Genomic DNA, 13,947 nt, shown 5'->3' on the forward strand with positions numbered 1-13,947 from the left:
GTACAAACAACATGTTTGATGGGTGGGCCATGATTTCAAGCGTAATAAAAGGATCCCTTTATTATTTTATAAATGTTTAAATTGTAAATAGTAGTATATTTTATTTAATATTATTTGTTTTATATCAATTGTAATACTACAAAAATATGATAAATTTGCAAAGTGAATTCTTCAAAAATGTTCTTAGATTATACCTTAAATTGATTGAATTTAGTGATATTTTATGATATACTTATAAATGGATTTTATTGTGAAAATTAGTAGACATTAACTATGTTTTAGGAGGATAGAGATATGAGTATAAGTAATATTTTGATGTTAACACAATTAGTATTGAGCATTTTTTTGATAATAGTGGTGTTGCCTCAAGAGAGTAAACAAGCTCAAACACAGGTTTTTTTGGAGGATTCTGATTATCAAGCGTATTTTAAACCAAAAGGAAAAGAAGCATTTTTAAAGAAAACTACAAGAATAATAGCTGTTTTATTTTTTGTAAATGCAATTGCTCTAGTAACAGTAATGAAATAGTATTGTGATGCCTTTTTACGTAAGTAAGGGGGCTTTTTTCATAAATGGGGGTGAAAATATATGTTAGGAAATGACGTTAAAAATAGAATATTGGGCTTAATAAAAGAAACCGCATACAAACCTATGCCCATTGATGAATTAGTTACAATTTTTGCAGAGGATAAAGTCGAAATAAGCGAAGTTAAAGCTCTTATTCAAGATATGTTTGAGGATGGTGAGCTTTTCATAAACAAAAAAGGGAAGGTAGGAAGTCTGGAAAGCTACTCAATGATAAAAGGTAGATATGGATTTACAAGAAAAACTTTTGGATTTGTAACATCCGAAAAAGATAATTCTGATATATACATAGATTCTGATGATAGAAATGGTGCTTTTGATGGAGATACTGTGCTGGTAAAAATTACAAAAGAGCCTACAGGAAGAATGAATAAGGAAGGTGTAGTTATAAAAATTTTAGAGAGGGCGAACAGAAATATCGTTGGTTTATTTCACGAAAATAATGGTTTTGGTTTTGTGATTCCTGACAATAAAAAATTTGATAAGGATATATTTATTCCAAAAAAATACTTTAGTGGAGCGAAAAATAATGACAAAGTGGTTTGTAAAATTGAGGTATGGCCCGATGATGAAAAAAAACCGGAGGGAATAATTACTGAGATAATTGGTCAGAGTGGTGAGCGATTTGTAGAAATAGATTCAATTGTTAGGAGTCATGGATTTCAGGAGGAATTTCCAGATAAGGTTATTGCTCAATTAGAAATGATTGAAAGTAAGGTTAAGCCTAACGAGATAGATGGAAGACTAGATTTAAGGGAAAAAATGATTTATACAATCGATGGGGATGATTCTAAAGACTTTGACGATGCAATAAGTGTGGAGCTTTTGGATAATGGAAATTACGAGCTGGGAGTTCATATTGCTGATGTAGCATACTATGTAAAAGAAAATTCTCCACTTGATAGAGAAGCCTTGAGAAGAGGGACTTCTGTGTATATGGTTGATAAAGTAATACCGATGCTTCCACAAAAGCTTTCTAATGGTATATGCTCTTTGAATCCACATGTAGATAGATTGACTTTATCTTGTATTATGGAAGTAAATCCTCAAAATGCAAAGGTGGTTCGTCATGTAATTTCAGAATCTGTGATTAGATCGAATGCCAGATTGACTTATCATGAGGTAAGTGAATTTTTGGAAAATGACGATAAATCTCTGATTGAGAATATAGATAATCCAGAGCTAACGGAGGAACTATTTGATAGCTTGAGGAATGCTGGTGTGTTATCTGAACTATTGAGAAAAAACAGATTTAAAAGAGGAGCAATTGATTTTGATTTTCCTGAATCAAAAATAGTACTTAACAAAAATGGATATCCAATTGAGATTTCGCCATACGAAAGAAGAGTATCAAACAAATTAATAGAGGAGTTTATGCTTTTGGCAAATGAAACTATTGCGGAGCATTTCTTCTGGTTGAAAACTCCTTTTGTGTATAGAGTTCATGAATTACCTGACAATGAAAAGGTCACAATTTTGAAGGAATATTTATATGAATTAGATATTATATTGAGAATTTCAAAGGGTGGAATTAGACCGAGTGATTTACAAAGAGTACTGGATAGCATTGAAGATTTTGAAATAAAACAGGCTGTTGGTTCAATCATGCTGAGAACATTGAGACAAGCTAGATATTCTCCTGAATGTCTGGGACATTTTGGCTTGGCTGCGACGTACTATTGTCATTTTACATCACCAATTAGAAGATATCCAGATTTACAGATTCATAGGATAATAAAGGAACATATTTCAGGAAAGCTGAGCGATAAGAGAATAACTCACTATGAAAATATATTGTATGGAGTGAGTGATCAGAGTTCAGTGCTGGAGCGAAAGGCTGAAATGGCTGAAAGAGATGTGGACGATTATTATAAAGCAGTGTTTATGAGCGACAAGATTGGAGACGAGTTTGAAGGACATATTTCTGGAATAACAAATTTTGGTATCTTTGTCGAGCTGTCAAATGGTGTAGAAGGGATGATAAGCTTGGAAGGTCTTCCAGATTATTATATTTATAATGAGAGAAGTAAGACTTTAGTTGGGGAAACTACAAAGAAAGTATACAAAATAGGTCAAAAGCACAAGGTAAAATTGATAAAAGTTGAAGTCGAAACTAGAAAAATAGATTTTTCTTTTATACAGGAATAGGCTACGATAAAAAATCAATAGAGTATATATTTTAAATTAAAAATGAATTGATTTTAGTAATAGAAGGTAAAATGGTAAAAAAATTAACTGATAACTTGAAATATTTAAAAGGGGAGGTAGCTTTATGTCTGGAGTTAAGATACTAGCCAAAAATAAGGTGGCTAGACATAACTACTTTATAGATGAAGTTTACGAATGTGGAATAGAGCTAAAGGGAACTGAAGTAAAATCAATACGAATGGGAAAAATAAACTTGAAGGATGGGTATGCTTCTGTTGATAATAGCGAGGTTTTCTTGAAGCAGGTTCATATCAGCCCATATGAGCAAGGGAATAGATATAATGTTGATCCTCTTAGGAATAGGAGGCTATTGCTACACAAGAGTGAGATAAGAAAGCTGATAGGGGCGACAACAGTAAAGGGTTACTCTCTAATACCTCTGAGTGTCTATCTAAAAAATGGTAAAGTAAAGGTTGAGCTTGGACTTGCTAAGGGGAAAAAATTATATGATAAGCGTCAAGCTATAGCGAAAAAGGATGCTCAAAGAAGAATAGAGAGGGAAATTACAGGAAAATATTAGTATCGTTTATACGATAAATGAGATTGGCTACGACATTCTGAATTGAAATAGAGTGTTGTAGCTTTTTTACTTAATGTAATTCATAACAATTTATTTGTGAGAGATGGAAACATATTTTTTGTTGAAAATTTTTCGAAAACATGTTGACTATAACATAACGTAATAGCCTATACTTTATAGTTAGGAGGTGATTTTATGTACTTGATAAAAAAAGCTAGTGAGATTAGTGGTGTATCGGTGCGCACTTTACATCATTATGATGAGATTGGTTTACTTTCTCCTCAAAAATATGAAAATGGATACAGATATTATTCTGAAGAAGATATGTCTATTTTGCAGATGATTTTATTTTATAAGTATTTGGGTTTTTCTCTAAAGCAGATAAAAGAATTGATAAATAATGATGGAAAAGAAATAACTTTTCATTTGAAAAAACAATTGATTTTAATGCAAAAAGAGAAGGAACGTATCCTAACGTTGATAGAAACATTGGAAAAGACAATTGAATCAAGAGAAAGGAGAATGAATATGTCAGCAAAGGAAAAATTTAATGGATTTACATATCATGATAATCAAAAATACAAACAAGCAGCAGTGGATATGTATGGGGAAGATGTTATTGAGCAGGCTATTGAAAGACAAAGAGGAAAGGAACAAGAAATCACTGATGGATTCAATGAAATATTCTTTGCTTTTTCAAAAAATATGTCGAACGGACTAAATTCCTTGGATAAAGAAAATGTAGAGCTAGCACAAAGATTACATAAGCTTCTTTGTGAATATGCTTTTGATTGCACTATTGACGTGTTTTCTAGCATCGGCTTTGGATATGTACAAAATGATGAATTTAGGGATAACTTGGATAAGTTTGGTAAAGGAACTGCACAATATGTTTGTGATGCAATTCAACATTATGTAAAAAAATAAGAATTTGTCATAAGTTATTTTTAAAAAATTTTTCCACACGTCCATAGCCTACTTATGCTACCATTAAATGAAGATATAACATGGGGAGCAAAGTTAAAAAAGGTGCAGTAACATTCGCATCAATTTACAAGAGGTAACGAAAAAATATAGCGCTATAACTATTTAAAAATATTTTTAAATAGTGTTGATTTCTTTTATTGAAAAAGCTATAATCTATTTAAATAATTATTAAAATAGACTGCGAGGTGATGTAATGGCAATTAAAGATATTTTGTCAGCATTAGCAGATGATAATAGAAGAAATATTTTGATGAAATTAAAGGACGGAAAAATAAATTCCGGGGATTTGGCTGAAAATTTGGGAATGTCTCCTCAAGCCTTATCTTATCATTTAGCGAAACTGAAAAAATCTGATTTGATTTACGAAACAAAGTATAAGAATTTTATCTTTTATGAATTAAATTTATCTATTTTAGATGAAGCGATCATGTGGATTTCCGATTTGAAAGGAGAAAAAAATGAAGAATAAAAAACTGTTTTATATACTTATGTTTTTACCATTAGTTGTGAGTATTGTTGCATTGTTGTTTTTGCCGGATTTAATCCCCGCTCACTATAATATTGACAATAAGATTGATAGATGGGGCAGCAAATATGAAATTTTGATATTCCCAGTTGTAACAATTCTATTTGGACAATTTTTATTACTTATGGGGAGAATTGCCAAGAAACAAGAGGTACAAGGGAATAATAACGAAAAGAACGGCTTAATTATTGGAATTTGTTCATTGTTGATTTTTAACATCATTTCTGGAGTGATGATTTATTCGGGTTTGAGTAAGGCTGAAAAATTGTCTTTTGCCTCTTTTGAGTTTGAACAAGCTTTATTCTTTTTTGTGGGAATTGTCTTTATTGTAATTGGCAATGTAATGCCTAAGCTGAAAAAGAATGGTGCTTTGGGGTTTAGAACAAGGAATAGTATGAAAAATGATGAAGCATGGAAGAAATGTCAAAGAATTTCAGGGATTGCAACTATGATAACAGGAATTTTCATTGCAATATTTAGCTTGATATTTCGAAGCATAATATTATATGTGTTGATTGCAATCATTATTCTAATTGGATTAGCTGTTGATTTGATTTACAGCCATAAAGTAGCAAAATAAAAAATTGCATAGCTTAATATTACAGAAGGGGCTTTTGGAGCAGCACCTTGACATGCATTAATTTATTGGAGACTGTAAAAAAGTCTGTAAATTAAAATCAAAAATAGCCTTCTATTGGTACAATAAAAATTTGTACCGACCTCCCAATCGTTAGATTTTTAGGTCTAGCTTTTGGGGGGCGGTACAGGTATTGAATTAGCTGTTTTTTTATACCTATTTGTTATAGCTTAATGCCATCTAGTTTTTTTCCGGTCATTGTTGTATAAGATATTTCTATCTCATCAAGTGTATATATTTCAAAGTTGCTGTCACCAACAGTATACATTTGACCAAAAAGAGGGAATGCGTTTATAGCTGCTGCTTGAGAATCTGTGTCCGTAATAAATCTAACTTTTCCAGTAAGTCTAAGGATATTCATATTTTCATCGATTGCACTTATTTCAGCCTTTGGGTTTTTCTTAATTTGATTGCACATTTTTTTTCTTGCATCAGTTGAAAATACTAATTGATCCTTGTAATCCATCACGAAGCCTATTGGTCTAACGTGTGGCTGATCTCCATCGACAGTTGCCAAATAATATACCTTTGCATTGTTTAAAAATTCGATTACTTTCATTGTTATACCTCCATAAATATTAAAATACATGAGCTTCTATAATTTTTACACATTCACCTATATATTTTTCTTCTAGCTCACCAAATCGTGAAAACTCAGCACTATCCATATCTAATACACCCTTGCAAACGCCGTCTTTTATGATAGGAATTACAAGCTCTGAGTTGGAAGCAGCATCACAGGCGATATGACCTTCAAAATTGTGAACATTATCTACTCTCAATGTCTTCTTTATGCTAAAGGATTTTCCGCAAACACCACTTTCATAATTTATTTTTGTGCATGCTGGCATTCCCTGAAAAGGTCCCAGCTCAAGCTGTTTTCCATTGTCTAAATAAAATCCACACCAATTCATTCTTCCAACAATTGCATTTATCAATGCAGATGCATTTGCTAATTTACTCACTACAGAATCGTCGGTATCGACAAGTCCTCTTATAGCCATAACCATCGAAGCGTATTTTTCTTCAGTTGATAGACCATCAAAAATCTTTATATCGAACATATTTTCCCTCCATTTTTTAATTTATTATATTTTATAACTAGTATCAAAAAAAAGCAATAAATCTTTATTTTTTTTGATATATATTTTTGAGAATTCGAACTCAAATGTAGTATAATATAGTAGACGAGAAAATATTTTCAAGGGGGGTAAATAATTTATGGAAAAAAGAGTTGCTGTTATAAGTGCTGTATTGGATAATCCAGTACAAAGCCAGAGTGATTTCAATCGTATTGTGTCAGAATATAAGGATATTGTTAGAGGCAGAATGGGACTTCCATTTCCGGAAGAAGGAATTTCTGTTGTAAGTATTACAGTGATTGGAACAATGGATGATATTAACGAATTAACTGGGAAAATAGGTGCAATCGACAGCGTAAGTGTAAAAGCTGCGGTATCTAAAAAAGAATTGGTTTAGTTATTTAGAAATATAAAGGATGGAGGTATAAGATAGATGAGTATGTTATTTGCCCTTGGATTAGGGACGGGAATCTGCTGTGGAATTTGGGGATTAATTTCTTCATTTCAAGCTTTGGGATTGATAACTTGGGTTGGATTTGCTGGTTGTACAGCTTATTTTGCTTCCGGTAAGCATGGGTTAGAAGGCGTAAAAACGGCAATATTTTCGACTATGTCAGGAATGATTTCCGCATTGGTAGCTATGTTTGTTTCAAGCTTTGTTCCAAATTCTATGGCACTTTCAGTTATTATGACAGGCGTGATTTCTGCGACGATGTGTTGGCAAGCAAAGGCTGAAGTGTTGTGGTTTATACCTGGAGCGTTCATAGGTTGCTTTACGACCTTCGGTGTGGCGTCAATGGGAATAAATGTATTGAGTGGAGAAATTCTATATGTTATTATTTCATTCTTGTGCGGTGCAGTATTGGCAATTAGCTGTGATACATTAGGAAACTTTTTTTACAAAAAATTTGGTAAAGAATAGAAGCAATAGTGTGTTTTTTGGGTATAGATATCCATATAAATAATCTATGGAGGGATAATTGTAATGAATAATAGCATTGTTAATGAAACTATAAATAATCAGCTTAATCACAGATCTATAAGAAGGTTTAAGGACAAGGCTGTTGAACCCAAAATCATAAAAACATTGTTGGATGTTGCAAATCAGACATCTTCTAGTGTTGCTATGCAGGGGTATAGTATAATAAGAATTACCGATAGTAATTTAAAAAAGGAAATATCTGATATTTGTATGCAAAAACACGTGTCTGTTGCACCAGAAGTGTGGATATTTGTTGTGGATGCTTATAGAAATGCAAAGATTTCTGCAAGTAAGGATGTATATACAGACTATAGTAATTCTATGGATAGATTTTTTCAAGGCTTTTCTGATGCATTGCTAAGTGCACAAAATGTTATGGTTGCATTGGAAAGTATGGGGTTAGGTGGTGTTTTTTTGGGAAGCATATTGAACGATTCTCAAAAATTAATTGATTTGTTAGAGCTTCCAGAATATACTTTTCCAGCCTTAGGTTTGGAATTTGGCTATCCTGATGAAGATCCAGATGTTAAACCAAGGATGGAGCTAGAATTAAAGGTATTCGAAAACAAATATAAAATAGAAGAAGACTATGGCAAAGCTATAGAGAAATATGACAATATAATGAAAGCTTACTATGAAAATAGAGAAGATAATTTTAGGTTAGAATCTTTTAGTAGTCATGTTGTTAATATGCTTTCTAGAGGGATTGAACCAAGAGTAAAGATTTTGAACACTATTAGAAAGCAAGGATTTGAGTTTGCGTTGGAATATATTCCTGAAAATGAAATAAAAAGAATGTATAAAAGCTTGCCAAAGGAAATCGATGAAGAAATATTTGATGTAAGCAGACTGGGCTTTAAATATAGCTCTTCAGTTAAGGAAATGTTTGAGAAATATCCATTTGTAAAAGAATATTTGTTGATGATAAATCCGAGATTTAATGTATTAAAAACCATTACGGCAAGCTCTGATTTTGAAAAAGTAACACTTGAGCTATTGGCAGAAATGGGTGATATGCCGGTTGAATCTCTAATTTATATGATTGAATCTAGAATTGATGAAGAGTAGGAATTTATATTGATTTCTAACACTTTGGAGGCAGATAATGATATGGAAAAATAAAGATATAAATAGGCATAGAGTTATCGATAGCAAGGATTTGAGTCAAAACACTCAGGAAATAAAGCTGGACAGCGAAGTAATTAGAAAATATCAGGAACAAGCTACCAAAAGAGAATTGGATGAATTTGAAGAACATAGAAAAGTCGTCAAGCGAAGGAAAAATAAAATTTTGGCATTAATTATTTTCTTGGTGTTGATTTTGTTAGTCATATTTGGTCTGATTTTCATGCGATATTCAACAAGAATATCTCATCTGGAAGCGGATGCAGATAGACATTTGGCAAATGAAAACTATAGAGGTGCGATGGATCTTTATAAAATTTTATATTATGAAACTGGCGATATTGAATATGACAAAAAATGTAAGCAAATTGAATCTGTATTAGAAAATATGGAATTGCTGAAAGAAGCTAATTCAATGGTTATGTCTCAGGATTATGAAAATGCTATCGAAAGACTACTGACGATATCTACAACTGACGAAAAGCTGATAAAGAATATTAATAAATTGATAGATGATGCGGCGAATAATTGGATCAACGAAATTGAGTTGTTATACTTGAAAAATGATTTGGACTCTGCACTTATTCAGATTGAGAAAATGATAAATATACTGCCAGACAATGAGTATGCAATTGCACTTAGAGAAAAAATACTGGATAAGAAAAATGGAAATCAAAATTCATCAGAGGCTGCTAGAATTATCGAAGTCTATTATAGGAAGTGAACAGTATGTTACGGCTGTAAAAGCAAATGTTAGAGAAAATCATGATAAAAATTCTATGATAACAGATACTCTAGAAAAAGGAGATATGGTCTATGTTGAAGATACACATATCGAAAATTCATCTAGAATGTGGTGTAAAGTAACATATTTTTCTACAAAAAATGTTAGTGTAACAGGATGGATATTATCAAATGCATTGGATGGAAGTATATAAATATTAAAGAAATACGTTCGTTATTGTAATAATTTAAAGACATTATTTGGAGACAGTAAATGTTAAAAAATAAGGTCTGACTCAAAAGTCAGCTCTATGCAAAAAAGCATCCTCATCCTACAAGTATGAAAATGAATGCTTGGATGCTTTTTGTATAGAGCTTATTTCAAAAATATAATTTCAATGATTTTGATTTATTTTCGGTGGCTTTTTAGTCAATCCCATTTTAAAGCTAAAGCTTTCTTATATTTTGATCCATAATCAATGTTGCGACTCTTGCAGCATGGTCTGTATTCATTCCACTCAATGGCAATCTGAAATCTCCAACATCATAACCAAGCATATTCATTGCAGTTTTTATTGGAACTGGTTGAATATCTTGATAGAATACATCGAAATACTCCAGCATAGATAAAAATTTATTTCTAGATTTAACAATGTCCGATTTTTCAAAAAAATCAATGATTTCACTAATATCAGAAGGACAAATATTTGAAATTGGTGAAATAAAAGCCTTAATACCAAGACTGAGTGCAGGGAATATGGCTCTATCATTTGCACAGATTATTTGAAAATCATTGCTTACTTTTGAAATAATTGATATGTATTTTCTTGTGTCATCAGTATTTTCAATTATGCCGACAATATTTTTAATTTCTGAAATTGACGCAATGTATTCTGATAGATCAACTCCTGATTTTTCGTAATCATTTTCAATATAGCATGGTAATCTAACAGCAGTGGCAATTGATTTAAAGTGATTTAATATTCCGGCTTCATTGCCCAAGCTATAATATGGAGCAAGCAATATTATAGCGTCAACGCCAATGCTTTTTACCTTTAACGAAAGCTTTATTGATCTAATCGTATCGTTAAAGCCAGTTTGTGCAATAACTGGAACTCTTTTGTCTACCTTTTTTACTACAAACTCAACCACATCGATAATTTCGTTATCATTCATTGTCAAGAACTCTCCGAAAGAACGCCCCAAAATTAATGATTTTGCACCATTTGCAATATATACCTCGATTTGTCTTTCAATACTTTCAAAATCTATTTCATTTGTTTCTGTGAATGGTGTTAATAAATTTATAGATAAACCTTTATTAATCATAATATTCCTCCTGTAATTTTATTGATACTAAAACCTAATTATAAGTATTTCATACCCATATGTAGTATCTAATACACATTAATTATATCATAAATATAAATAAATACATTAATACATTTATTTATATTTATGATATAATTAATGTGAAGAAAAAATTAATTTGTAGATAATACAATGGAGGAAAAATGGATACACTTAAAGAATTATATAAGATAGGATCTGGACCATCGAGCTCACATACAATGGGACCACAGAGAGCTGCTAGGCGGTTTATAGATAAAAATCCCGAGGCAAATAGCTACAGATGTACATTGTATGGTAGTTTGGCGGCAACTGGTAAGGGTCATTTAACTGACTACATCATTGAGAAAACTATTGCTCCAAAATCTGTTGAAATTATCTGGAGAGCCGATATCAATCCTGAGTTTCATCCTAATGGAATGAAGCTTGAGGCATTGGATAAAGATGGAAATTTATATGATGAATGGACAGTATTTTCTGTAGGTGGAGGAACACTTGCCGAAGAAGGAAAAAGAAACGAGACAACTGGTAAAGTATATTATGAACACTCAAAATTGGATGATATAATAGAATACTGTAAAGAAAGAGAAATGAATTTTGTTGAGTACGTTTTGGAAAGAGAGGATGACGATTTTCTAGATTTTATGAATGGAATTGCAGATGCGATGAAAGCCTCTATAGACAAGGGTATTGAAACAAACACTGTAATACCTGGAAAGCTTAACTTGAAGAGACGTGCACCGAGATTTTATAAAAAATACCTAGCTACGAAAGACTATACGACACTTGATTATGCATTTGCATTGGCAGCATCTGAAGAAAATGCTTCTGGTGGAAATATAGTAACAGCTCCAACCTGTGGTGCGGCAGGAGTAATACCTGGTGTTTTCTATTCGCTGATGGTACACAATGGATATACTAAGCAACATGTAATAGAAGGATTAATCGTGGCGGGTCTTATAGGTAATCTAGTAAAAACAAATGCCTCGATTTCAGGTGCAGAGGTTGGATGTCAGGGTGAAGTTGGAACAGCCTGTTCAATGGCAGCAGCAGGTGCAGCATATTTATTTGGTGGAACATTGGAACAAATAGAATATGCCGCTGAAATAGGATTGGAGCATCACCTTGGAATGACATGCGATCCAGTATATGGTTATGTTCAAATTCCTTGTATAGAAAGAAATGCAATGGCAGCAGAAAGAGCTATTGCAGCTGCAAAATATGCACTAAATACCGAAGGAACACATACTATTTCTTTCGATCAGGTAACTGTGACAATGAAAGAAACTGGTATAGATTTGATGGATAAGTATAGAGAAACTGCCAAGGGTGGTTTGGCAAAGTGGTTTGAATGTTAATTTAATGAGTATAGGGGCATTTTGTCTCTATACCATTTTTTTGTAGTATCAAATATGGAGAAAAAATATGGGTCAATACGAAAATTTTGCGTATATATACGATGATTTGATGGATGATGTAGACTATGAAATGTGGGTAAGTCATATTGAAAAAATTATTGAAAAAAGCGGATCGAGTGTGAAAAATATTCTTGAATTAGCTTGTGGAACAGGAAATATTACCATTCCATTGGCAGAGAAAGGATACGACATCGCAGGTGTGGATATATCGTACTCGATGTTAGATGTTGCACTGTCGAAATCAGAGGAAAGGGGAATACCTTTAGTTCTCCTGGAGCAAGATATGGTTGAATTAGATTTCGATTTGTACGATTTAGATTGTGTACTATGTGCCTGTGATGGGTTTAATTACATAACTGAAATAGATAATTTAAAGAAAATATTTGTAAAAGTGTATGAATTATTGAAAAAAGAAGGTGTATTTATTTTTGATATCAGCTCATATTATAAAATAAAAAATATTTTAGGTAATAATTTCATGGGAGAGTCTAGGGAAAGCCTGTCGTATATGTGGACAAATTACTTTGACGAAGAAACGAAGCTGATAGATATGGAATTAGATTTCTTTGTAAAGGTTGAAGCTGAAGACGATGAGGAAGACAATCTATACGAAAGATATAGAGAGCTTCATCGTCAAAGAGCATATGAAGAAAGCGAATTGGTAACACTGCTAAAGGAAGTCGGATTCGGATATATAAAAGTTTTTGGTGATTTCGATCTGCAAAAATCTAAAGAAGATTCTCAACGATTGTTCTTTATAGCGAAGAAATGATAGTAAGGTATTGCTTTTATATGTGGTAACATAGAGTTATAATAAAAATAGCAATCAAAAAAATAAAAAATAAATGAAGATAGTAAGGAAGATTGTAACTAAATTGGTAGTATAAATTTTACGAAAGAAATGCTAGGAGAGAATAGATGAAAGATTATTGTATAAGAGTAACAACGGGAAATAAAGAGGCGAGAGCTTTTTTTTGTACGACTAAAAATATGGTAGAAAAGTCAAGAGCTTATCATAATACAACAAAGGCTGCCACAGCTGCATTAGGTAGAGCCTTGACTGCGACTTCTATGATGGGATTGATGATGAAAAATAGTACAGACAAGGTTACAGTTATTATTAAAGGTGGTGGACCAATAGGAACAATATTAACCACATCAAACGCTTTTGGAATTACAAAAGGATATGTTACTAATCCGAATGTAGATGTCGAAAATTATGCTAATGGAAAATTAAATGTAGCCAAGGCGGTAGGCAATGAAGGTACAATAAAAGTAATAAAAGATCTGGGATTAAAGGAGCCCTATAATGGTGAATATGATGTTGTGAGTGGAGAAATAGCCCAGGATTTTACATATTATTTTACTGTATCTGAGCAAACTCCATCGGCAGTTGCATTGGGAGTTTTGACAAAATCAGATGAAGTCGAGCAGGCAGGTGGATTTATAGTACAGATGATGCCAGATGCGACAGACGAAACAATTTCTCGGATAGAAAAAAATATTTCTAGGCTAGAACCAATTACAACAATGCTTGATAAAGGAATGACGCCAGAGGATATCATGAATGTCGTATTGGAAGGCTTGAATCCGATGATTTTGGATAAAACCGAAGTTAGCTTCGAATGTGATTGTTCAAAGGAAAGAGTTTCAAAGGCATTAGTTGCTATTGGTAAAAATGAATTAAAGACGATAATTGAGGAAGATAAAGGTGCAGAGATAGGCTGTCAATTTTGCAATACAAAATATAAATTCAGTGAAGAAGAATTGACAAATCTATTAAATGAATTGTAAAAATAGGAGA

The 13,947-nt window shown here is 32.3% G+C and carries 17 protein-coding genes; 14 read left to right on the top strand and 3 right to left on the bottom strand.

What is annotated here, in order from left to right; translation table 11 throughout:
* Positions 1 to 294: 294 nt before the first annotated feature.
* The 6 genes from secG (at position 295) to BM120_RS07860 (ending at position 5,406) form a co-directional block, all read left to right on the top strand.
* Entirely contained in the window at positions 295 to 528 is a 234-nt protein-coding gene (secG, locus tag BM120_RS07835) for a preprotein translocase subunit SecG (RefSeq protein WP_091994686.1), read from the top strand.
* A 60-nt stretch (positions 529 to 588) separates the two neighbouring features.
* Complete coding sequence (gene rnr, locus BM120_RS07840; RefSeq protein ID WP_091994688.1) at positions 589 to 2,733, top strand: ribonuclease R; 2,145 nt, start codon at positions 589 to 591, stop codon at positions 2,731 to 2,733.
* A gap of 124 nt (positions 2,734 to 2,857) precedes the next feature.
* The gene (smpB, locus tag BM120_RS07845; RefSeq protein ID WP_091994691.1) at positions 2,858 to 3,313 is read left to right on the top strand and encodes an SsrA-binding protein SmpB; all 456 of its coding nucleotides are present in this window, start codon (positions 2,858 to 2,860) and stop codon (positions 3,311 to 3,313) included.
* A gap of 195 nt (positions 3,314 to 3,508) precedes the next feature.
* Complete coding sequence (locus tag BM120_RS07850) at positions 3,509 to 4,240, top strand: MerR family transcriptional regulator (RefSeq protein ID WP_091994693.1); 732 nt, start codon at positions 3,509 to 3,511, stop codon at positions 4,238 to 4,240.
* A 253-nt stretch (positions 4,241 to 4,493) separates the two neighbouring features.
* Entirely contained in the window at positions 4,494 to 4,769 is a 276-nt protein-coding gene (locus tag BM120_RS07855) for a metalloregulator ArsR/SmtB family transcription factor (protein WP_091994696.1), read from the top strand.
* Positions 4,759 to 5,406 (top strand): SdpI family protein, encoded by a 648-nt coding sequence (locus tag BM120_RS07860; protein ID WP_091994698.1) that lies wholly within the window; start codon positions 4,759 to 4,761, stop codon positions 5,404 to 5,406. The genes BM120_RS07855 and BM120_RS07860 overlap by 11 nt, the downstream gene beginning before the upstream one ends.
* Before the next feature lie 220 nt (positions 5,407 to 5,626).
* Here BM120_RS07860 and BM120_RS07865 read toward each other — a convergent pair whose 3' ends face one another.
* Entirely contained in the window at positions 5,627 to 6,022 is a 396-nt protein-coding gene (locus tag BM120_RS07865; RefSeq protein WP_091994701.1) for a pyridoxamine 5'-phosphate oxidase family protein, read from the bottom strand.
* Positions 6,023 to 6,041: 19 nt separating this feature from the next.
* Positions 6,042 to 6,527, bottom strand: coding sequence for a GAF domain-containing protein (locus BM120_RS07870; RefSeq protein WP_091994702.1), 486 nt, complete (start codon positions 6,525 to 6,527; stop codon positions 6,042 to 6,044).
* 157 nt (positions 6,528 to 6,684) lie between these two features.
* Between BM120_RS07870 and BM120_RS07875 the strand changes: the two genes are divergently transcribed.
* The 5 genes from BM120_RS07875 (at position 6,685) to BM120_RS07895 (ending at position 9,590) form a co-directional block, all read left to right on the top strand.
* Complete coding sequence (locus BM120_RS07875) at positions 6,685 to 6,942, top strand: TM1266 family iron-only hydrogenase system putative regulator (protein ID WP_091994705.1); 258 nt, start codon at positions 6,685 to 6,687, stop codon at positions 6,940 to 6,942.
* A 36-nt stretch (positions 6,943 to 6,978) separates the two neighbouring features.
* On the top strand, positions 6,979 to 7,467 hold the full coding sequence (locus tag BM120_RS07880; RefSeq protein ID WP_091994708.1) for a DUF1097 domain-containing protein: 489 nt from the start codon (positions 6,979 to 6,981) through the stop codon (positions 7,465 to 7,467).
* 63 nt (positions 7,468 to 7,530) lie between these two features.
* Positions 7,531 to 8,595, top strand: a complete 1,065-nt coding sequence (locus BM120_RS07885) for an NADPH-dependent oxidoreductase (protein WP_091994710.1) — start codon at positions 7,531 to 7,533, stop codon at positions 8,593 to 8,595.
* Between the two features lie 37 nt (positions 8,596 to 8,632).
* Positions 8,633 to 9,376, top strand: a complete 744-nt coding sequence (locus BM120_RS07890) for a hypothetical protein (protein ID WP_091994713.1) — start codon at positions 8,633 to 8,635, stop codon at positions 9,374 to 9,376.
* Entirely contained in the window at positions 9,318 to 9,590 is a 273-nt protein-coding gene (locus tag BM120_RS07895) for an SH3 domain-containing protein (RefSeq protein WP_091994714.1), read from the top strand. The genes BM120_RS07890 and BM120_RS07895 overlap by 59 nt, the downstream gene beginning before the upstream one ends.
* A 232-nt stretch (positions 9,591 to 9,822) precedes the next feature.
* On the opposite strand, the gene BM120_RS07900 is transcribed toward BM120_RS07895, so the two are convergent.
* On the bottom strand, positions 9,823 to 10,704 hold the full coding sequence (locus tag BM120_RS07900) for a dihydrodipicolinate synthase family protein (RefSeq protein WP_091994716.1): 882 nt from the start codon (positions 10,702 to 10,704) through the stop codon (positions 9,823 to 9,825).
* 185 nt (positions 10,705 to 10,889) lie between these two features.
* On the opposite strand from BM120_RS07900, the gene BM120_RS07905 reads away from it, so the two are divergent.
* From BM120_RS07905 to hslO, 3 genes are all read left to right on the top strand, one after another.
* Entirely contained in the window at positions 10,890 to 12,083 is a 1,194-nt protein-coding gene (locus BM120_RS07905; protein WP_091994719.1) for an L-serine ammonia-lyase, read from the top strand.
* Positions 12,084 to 12,150: 67 nt separating this feature from the next.
* A complete protein-coding gene (locus tag BM120_RS07910) occupies positions 12,151 to 12,915 on the top strand; it encodes a class I SAM-dependent DNA methyltransferase (RefSeq protein WP_091994721.1) in 765 nt (254 codons plus the stop codon).
* Positions 12,916 to 13,061: 146 nt separating this feature from the next.
* Positions 13,062 to 13,937, top strand: coding sequence for an Hsp33 family molecular chaperone HslO (gene hslO, locus BM120_RS07915; RefSeq protein ID WP_091994724.1), 876 nt, complete (start codon positions 13,062 to 13,064; stop codon positions 13,935 to 13,937).
* The last annotated feature ends 10 nt before the right edge of the window (positions 13,938 to 13,947 follow it).

The sequence above is a fragment of the Peptostreptococcus sp. D1 genome (assembly GCF_900112955.1).
Classification (GTDB): domain Bacteria; phylum Bacillota; class Clostridia; order Peptostreptococcales; family Peptostreptococcaceae; genus Peptostreptococcus.

Coding starts and splice junctions, on each gene's coding strand:
- BM120_RS07870 (WP_091994702.1), bottom strand. CDS start 6,527: ATGTTCGATATAAAGATTTTTGATGGTCTATCAACTGAAGAAAAATAC.
- BM120_RS07885 (WP_091994710.1), top strand. CDS start 7,531: ATGAATAATAGCATTGTTAATGAAACTATAAATAATCAGCTTAATCAC.
- BM120_RS07890 (WP_091994713.1), top strand. CDS start 8,633: ATGATATGGAAAAATAAAGATATAAATAGGCATAGAGTTATCGATAGC.
- hslO (WP_091994724.1), top strand. CDS start 13,062: ATGAAAGATTATTGTATAAGAGTAACAACGGGAAATAAAGAGGCGAGA.
- BM120_RS07865 (WP_091994701.1), bottom strand. CDS start 6,022: ATGAAAGTAATCGAATTTTTAAACAATGCAAAGGTATATTATTTGGCA.
- BM120_RS07910 (WP_091994721.1), top strand. CDS start 12,151: ATGGGTCAATACGAAAATTTTGCGTATATATACGATGATTTGATGGAT.
- secG (WP_091994686.1), top strand. CDS start 295: ATGAGTATAAGTAATATTTTGATGTTAACACAATTAGTATTGAGCATT.
- BM120_RS07860 (WP_091994698.1), top strand. CDS start 4,759: ATGAAGAATAAAAAACTGTTTTATATACTTATGTTTTTACCATTAGTT.
- BM120_RS07905 (WP_091994719.1), top strand. CDS start 10,890: ATGGATACACTTAAAGAATTATATAAGATAGGATCTGGACCATCGAGC.
- BM120_RS07900 (WP_091994716.1), bottom strand. CDS start 10,704: ATGATTAATAAAGGTTTATCTATAAATTTATTAACACCATTCACAGAA.
- BM120_RS07880 (WP_091994708.1), top strand. CDS start 6,979: ATGAGTATGTTATTTGCCCTTGGATTAGGGACGGGAATCTGCTGTGGA.
- BM120_RS07875 (WP_091994705.1), top strand. CDS start 6,685: ATGGAAAAAAGAGTTGCTGTTATAAGTGCTGTATTGGATAATCCAGTA.
- rnr (WP_091994688.1), top strand. CDS start 589: ATGTTAGGAAATGACGTTAAAAATAGAATATTGGGCTTAATAAAAGAA.
- BM120_RS07850 (WP_091994693.1), top strand. CDS start 3,509: ATGTACTTGATAAAAAAAGCTAGTGAGATTAGTGGTGTATCGGTGCGC.
- BM120_RS07855 (WP_091994696.1), top strand. CDS start 4,494: ATGGCAATTAAAGATATTTTGTCAGCATTAGCAGATGATAATAGAAGA.
- BM120_RS07895 (WP_091994714.1), top strand. CDS start 9,318: ATGGAAATCAAAATTCATCAGAGGCTGCTAGAATTATCGAAGTCTATT.
- smpB (WP_091994691.1), top strand. CDS start 2,858: ATGTCTGGAGTTAAGATACTAGCCAAAAATAAGGTGGCTAGACATAAC.